This is a genomic window from Paraglaciecola mesophila KMM 241, assembly GCF_000315015.1.
Classification (GTDB): domain Bacteria; phylum Pseudomonadota; class Gammaproteobacteria; order Enterobacterales; family Alteromonadaceae; genus Paraglaciecola; species Paraglaciecola mesophila.
In genome coordinates this window covers 22,391-28,758 of the sequence record NZ_BAEP01000086.1, presented here as the reverse complement: position 1 = coordinate 28,758, position 6,368 = coordinate 22,391, and the positions used below count along the sequence as shown (strand labels likewise).

Annotated in this window: 6 protein-coding genes; 4 read left to right on the top strand and 2 right to left on the bottom strand. The window is 46.5% G+C overall.

All coding sequences use genetic code 11. From position 1 onward, the window contains the following. The 4 genes from GMES_RS22355 to GMES_RS21075 form a co-directional block, all read left to right on the top strand. Nucleotides 1–111: IS3 family transposase (locus tag GMES_RS22355; RefSeq protein WP_153811096.1), on the top strand; the 111-nt coding region annotated here is incomplete at its 5' end. 357 nt (nucleotides 112–468) lie between these two features. Next, complete coding sequence (locus GMES_RS21085; protein ID WP_039987985.1) at nucleotides 469–1,338, top strand: MYG1 family protein; 870 nt, start codon at nucleotides 469–471, stop codon at nucleotides 1,336–1,338. 723 nt (nucleotides 1,339–2,061) lie between these two features. Then, nucleotides 2,062–3,207: an aromatic ring-hydroxylating oxygenase subunit alpha gene (locus GMES_RS21080; RefSeq protein ID WP_006994851.1), complete on the top strand. Its 1,146-nt coding sequence runs from the start codon at nucleotides 2,062–2,064 to the stop codon at nucleotides 3,205–3,207. Nucleotides 3,208–3,409: 202 nt separating this feature from the next. Continuing rightward, nucleotides 3,410–4,144 (top strand): NUDIX hydrolase, encoded by a 735-nt coding sequence (locus tag GMES_RS21075; protein ID WP_006994850.1) that lies wholly within the window; start codon nucleotides 3,410–3,412, stop codon nucleotides 4,142–4,144. Between the two features lie 44 nt (nucleotides 4,145–4,188). On the opposite strand, the gene GMES_RS21070 is transcribed toward GMES_RS21075, so the two are convergent. Both GMES_RS21070 and GMES_RS21060 read right to left on the bottom strand, forming a co-directional pair. Continuing rightward, complete coding sequence (locus GMES_RS21070; RefSeq protein WP_006994849.1) at nucleotides 4,189–4,416, bottom strand: HTH-like domain-containing protein; 228 nt, start codon at nucleotides 4,414–4,416, stop codon at nucleotides 4,189–4,191. Between the two features lie 1,019 nt (nucleotides 4,417–5,435). Continuing rightward, nucleotides 5,436–6,347 carry a 2OG-Fe(II) oxygenase family protein gene (locus GMES_RS21060; protein WP_006994847.1) on the bottom strand — a complete coding sequence of 304 codons (912 nt, stop codon included), beginning with the start codon at nucleotides 6,345–6,347 and terminating at the stop codon, nucleotides 5,436–5,438. Nucleotides 6,348–6,368: the final 21 nt, after the last annotated feature.

Here is a 6,368-nt window from a genome sequence, read left to right as displayed (position 1 = left end):
ATTGAAAACATCGAAGAATACATCGACTATTACAACAACGAACGCATTAAGCTGAAACTAAAAGGCCTGAGTCCGATACAATATCGACATCAGGCCTTGGTTGCCGCTTAGAAATGAGTCCAACTTTATGGGGTCACTTCACATTCAACGCACTTTTACAGTGTATTGAATACCTGCAAGCAAATGTAATTCAACCATATTTAAGCCATATTTAAACCATAGCCTTATTGTAAAGATACCCCGGCAAACAGCCATTTACGTTAATTTCGCTGGCGTCATTAACAATTTCTTTGGCGTCTCTGATAAATATGACCAGATAAAGTGCCATGACTCCCCTGTTAATGTGCGTGCTTTCGTATAGAATCCCCGTCGTGTTTTTACTTGTATGAATAAAAACGTGTTAAGCCGTTTAGCCTCAACCTGTATCTAACAACGCCTTCCCTTACCTCAGTAAAATGATAAAAAATGATGAATGATAAAATAGTAGTAACCCACAGCGGCAATTTTCATGCTGACGATGTATTCAGTGTCGCGGCCCTTAAAAGCGTTTTTCCTACGTTTACCCTCATTCGCACCCGTGATAAAGAGGTTATCGCCAAGGCAGATGTAGTAATTGATGTAGGCGGCGAACACGATGCAGCAACAGACCGCTTTGACCACCACCAACGCGGCGGCGCGGGTGAGCGTGACAATGGCGTGCCCTACTCGTCATTTGGTTTGATTTGGCAGAAATATGGCCTTGCCATATGCGACGATAATCAAGAGCTCGCTAACGCGATTGACGCCGGTCTGGTATCTACCATTGACGCCATCGATTGCGGCCATGTCAAAGGGGTCGCTGAAGGCATTAGCCTTAGCCAAACCATTTCAATGTTCAACCCAACGTGGCAAGAAGAAGGTGATTTTGACGCCGGCTTTAACGAAGCAGTAGATTTCGCAGCGCGGATATTAGCACGCGCAATAGCAGCAGCCAGCGGCGGTTTAAACGCAAAAGCCATTGTCGCCGAAGCGATAAAAAACGCACAAGACCCAAGAGTGATCGTGCTAGAAAAATACACCCCATGGAAGAAAACAGTTCACGCCCTATCAGAGCAAGCTTTGTATATGGTCTACCCCTCACAGTCAGGGCAATGGATGATCCAAACCGTACCTGTTGAACCCGGCTCATTCGAAGACAGAAAATCCCTACCCAAACCATGGGCAGGCTTATCAGATGCAGAGCTACAAGCAGAAACAGGCATAGAAGACGCCATGTTCTGCCACAACGGCTTATTCATAGCCGGCACCACATCATTCGAAAGCACAATGAAAATGGCTGCACTGGCACTACAAGAATAAAGCAAGCTGCGAACACCTTCGCTAAAAGTTGCTATCTCACACGCCAAAAACCTTGGCTACCTACGCAGAAGCGTAGCCAAGGTTGCCCCACCAAGTAGGTAACAATCAAAATCAGACAGCTATTAACCATGCCTTGTTAATTTCTTTAGGTGCCAATCAAAAAATCCGGCCAACAATTATTATGGGTGTCTCCGCAATTATCTCCGCAATTAATCACCGACTCCAATTTTCCATATTTTAAAGCCGCTTGTCAGATGACCAGACAGGGATGTCTGGACAAGGCGAAGTGTTTTACATGGAGGTTACCTTTCGCCGCTCTGGCATCGAAGTCGTTTTAAAAATATGGGTGTAAAAATTGGCTGGAGGGCGGCCTTTCTTGGTTACTTCTTTCGGCTGTTGGAAAGAAGTGACTGGCTGACCATGGATGGTCTGTCATACCCAGCATGGATGCTGGTGCACGAAGTGCTTACCATGTGCGCAGCACATAAGTACGCGAAGCGCATGCCCTAGTAGCCGAAGGCTATCAATAAGCACCGCGCATTCTTAGCACACGCAGTGCATAAACAGCGAAGCTGTGCTCGGTGCACGAAGTGCATAAATAATAAAGATACCCCCTTGCTTTATAACCCCCCCTGATTACCACGTATAAAAACAGCTGACTTCGCAAAGACTATTTTTTGCTTTAATTTTAAACAACATTATTTGTCCAGCTTGCGAGTCACTATGTCAGAAAATACCAATGACCAAAAACCGCTGTTAAGCGATATAGAAGTGGTGCGGAGAATTTTTACTCACATCGATAATGCCACCACAGATTTGGGCAAGCAAAGCTGGCAAGAGCCCACAGATAATTACCGCTCGAAAGAACGGCTAGAGTCAGAACTTAAAATATTGCAAAGCCGGAGCATCGTTTTTTGTCCTTCTAGTGCAATTGCCAAGATAGGTGATTACATTGCCCGTGATGTAGCCAGCGTGCCTTTGATAGTAGTGCGTGGATTAGATGGCGTCGCTCGCGCTTTTAGGAATGCGTGCCGACATAGAGGGGTTCAACTTGCCAATGGCCACGGCTGTACGCGAGCATTAGTCTGCCCCTATCATGGTTGGGCATACAGTCTTGACGGAAGTCTACGTAACATTCCTCATGAGCAAGGGTTTCCTGATGTTGATAAGGCAACACGTGGGCTTGTTGAGGTGGCCTGTTTCGAGAGCAATGGGTTAATCTTTATCAACCAAAACCCACGAGCAGATATTGAGCAAGATATTGCCTGTATTCCGAACCTTATCCCTGACAACACCCGTTTGTTGAACTCAAGCAGCCAGATAGTTAACGCAAATTGGAAGCTCTATCTCGAAAGCTCCCTTGAGGGTTATCATATTCGGCAAACTCACAAAAGTACCTTTTTCCCAGTGCAATACGACAACCTCACGGTGGTTGAGGCTTTCGGGCAAAATAGTCGCGTAGCGTTTCCTTATCAATCAATTGAAGGGTTAAGAGGTAAAGAGCAAGCTGACATGTCAGTTGATGGGCGATTGACCTACGTATATCACCTATTCCCGAATGTTGTGATTTCAACATTCCCCGGGTGTATGCAGGTCAATGTGCTTGAGCCTATTGATGAGTCAACGACTCGGCAACATACGTACCTTGTCAGTGGGATTTGCGAGAGTGAAACAGCCTTACTCAATGCGGTTACTGAAGGCCAAAATTTTGCGGCTAAAGGCGCTATTGAAGATTTAGAGATAGTCTTATCGGCTCAGCAAGGGTTGGCGAGCAAGGCAAATGAACATTTAGAGTTTGGCTTATTCGAAAGCGCGATTGTGCGCTTGCATACCCACCTTGCAAAAGAATTTGAGCGAGTGAGTGAGTAAAGCAAAAGAACAGATGTAAGTGATTAAGTTAAAACCTCACTTATACCATTCCACGTTAATAAGTGATCACTCAGCGAGAGTTTAAAAGGGCTTAAACAAGGCGCATGACTGACAGCTCTTTATTAAAAGAAAACTAGTTCTCTTTCGAATTCATGCAACGCAGTGTAAGCAGCACCGTTTAATCAACTGACCGAGGGCTAACATGCCTAATAACGCTCCCTATATCCCTAACAATACGCCCCCCGCGGAGTTGCGCTCTCAAGGGCGCGCGGTAAAACCAGAAGACGCCGCCACCCTGATTATTGTGCGGCGGGACAGCACCCACCCTCAAATTCTGATGGGCAAGCGTTCAGCTGAGCACAAATTCATGCCGAACAAATTTGTCTTTCCTTGGGGAAAGGTTGATGTGGGAGATAGTCGTATTCGTCCGCCTAACGATCTTCACCCAGGTGTACTGCAACGTTTGATGAAGGGATGCTCTGAATCTCGCGCTAGAGGACTTGCGTTGGCGGCTATTCGTGAAACGTTCGAAGAAACGGGATTGCTTCTTGGCGAAGCCGACAACTTAACAATCAAGTCCCGCTCCCTGCAGTGGCAAGCGTTTTTACAGCACGGTATTAACCCGCGCCTTGATACCCTGAGTCTAATCGCCAGAGCAATTACCCCACCCTATCGAAACCGCCGCTTCGATACGCGCTTCTTTATGGTTGATGCAGATATTATTCAAGGGGATGTACACGAAGCGCCCCAAGGTTCTGGCGAATTACTCGCCATGCACTGGGTATCACTGGTCGACGCTGAAAAGCTCGATTTACCTATTATCACCCGAATGATACTTAAAGAAGTCGATCAACGCCTAACCAACGGCCAAACACCTGAAGCCGAAGGCCCATTTATATACTTTCGCAACGGCAAACCCGTAATAGATAAAATATAAAGCTCAAAATTGGCAGGAATTATTGTGGCTGACTTGATGAGTCGCTAAAGGCCACGCTCTTCGATTATTACGGCTAATTTTAGCCCTTTTCTAAACTCTGTTGCGTAGCTCTCCTTGCGCCCAATTGAAAGAGCAAAATCAATTGGATTTAAATCCTTTAACTGATTGGCGTATTTCACAACAAGATACATATTGACCGCATCTTTGTTCTTATCCAGAGCAGCTTGCGCGACCTCACTTTTAATGTGTTCAATTAATTCACTTGTACGCACGTATGCTCCTCGCTACTTAACGTATTAACTTACCACACAAGTTATTTTTTCTAGTTTCATACCAAGAGCTGAACAAATGCATTGGAGACAGAGTAGCTTCTTTTGCTTTTGCTTTTGCTTTTGCTTTTTTCTTTTATACCGACTCAAGTTTCCCGAGCATCGTGGGCTCACTCTGGTTCGATTGAAGGGTGAAGCTGGTATCTTTAGCTACGAAGTAGCGCCCAGTTGAACTGGTCGCCAAGGAAGGCGAGACGGTAACTCCGTTATGGGGAGCTGATCATCAAGGATGTATTAAAACCCAAAACATCCGATATTTCGCGTTTTCACGACCAGCGTTAGACAAGACGCGCAGGAATAGAAACTTTCTGGATGGCGGCCTTGGCGACAACGTCGCTGCTTTTGATTTTATGCGACTCAAACTTTCCCGCTCAAAGTATCGGCTTGTCAGATGGCCAGACAGGGACGTCTGGACAAGGCGTGTTGCTTTACAGGGATGTTTCCTCACGCCGTTCTGACATTAAAGCCGTTACTTTTAGCGGTTAAGAAAGTTTGTTGGAGCAAAAGACTTTTTGGTTACTTTGTCGTCTTTTGAAAAAGTGACTGGCTGACCATGGATGGTCTGTCATACCCAGCATGGATGCTGGTGCACGAAGTACGTAAAGTGTGCGCAGCACATAAGTACGCGAAGCGTATGCCCTAGTAACCGAAGGCTATAAATAAGCGCAGCGCATGAGGTTAGCGAAGCTCATGCTGTGTGTGCACAGCATACAAATAAGCACCGCGCATGCTTAGCACACGCAGTGTGTAGACAGCGAAGCTGTGATTGGTGCACGTAGTGCATAAACAGCGAAGCTGTGATTGGTGCACGAAGTGCATAAACAGCGAAGCTGTGCTCTGTGCACGAAGTGCATAAACAGCGAAGCTGTGCTCTGTGCACGAAGTGCATAAACAGCGAAGCTGTGCCCAGTGGGCGAAGCCCATAGAAGCGCACAACGTGCATAACGGTTACCTAACAAAAACTAAAATGGAGCAAACTCATCCAATGCCCCAGTTGGCACTGCCCAGCGCTGCTTCGCATCAATTGCAACACGCTCAGAGCCTTGCATCGGCATTCTGCCGTAGTCTCCATATAACCAAAGAACGAAATTGGTGCGCTCTCCACTCGTGATGGGTTGTGCAGCATGTACTACATTGCCCCGGTGGATCATCGCACTGCCCGGCTTAAACGCCAGCCCGATCATCTTCCCTGTACTTGGGTCGTAAAAATCGACATTTGAACCGGTAAATGACTCATCAGGTAGATTCAAATTAATGTTCAGGGTGACCGCTGAAGCATCTGTATGTGGGCGAATCGATGTATCCGTATTTGGCTTGTAATGAATCGAAAAACCAAACGTTTGGGTATCGTATCCAACGATTTCAGGGAACAACAAGCGGGCAATTGGGCGCATGTATCTGTCAAGTATTTGGCGATAAAACGCTTGAAAGCTTGGCGCAGCCAAATACCCTTCAGAGCGACTGTCTAACATCGCGCCGCGGCGGTTCAATACAATGCCGTACGGTGGGCGAAGAGGAATTTGTGCTTCCCATACTTGCTCAAGATAGCCGCGTAAATCAGCCAAACGCTGTGGATCAAAAAATTGGAATTCGAATACATCCGGTGCTACTTCTTGCATCAAGTCCTGTACCGCCAATTCTTTGCTTGGGTCAGCCCATGCGTGCTCAACGGCATCACGTAAACGCTTGTCGAGCAATGAGCTGTCAAGTGTTGCCAGAGTGTCGCTATTGCTCACTTCCCACTCTTTCCATGCATCGCTTAGTAAGTCGTAGTGATTAGTCCAAAACTGTTGAACCGAAGGAGCGCGATGCAACATGGCTTCACGTGAGGGTAAGTCTAAGTTACGTGCTTGGTTTAGTTGATTGGTTTGCATAATAGGGCATCCTGTTTTGTT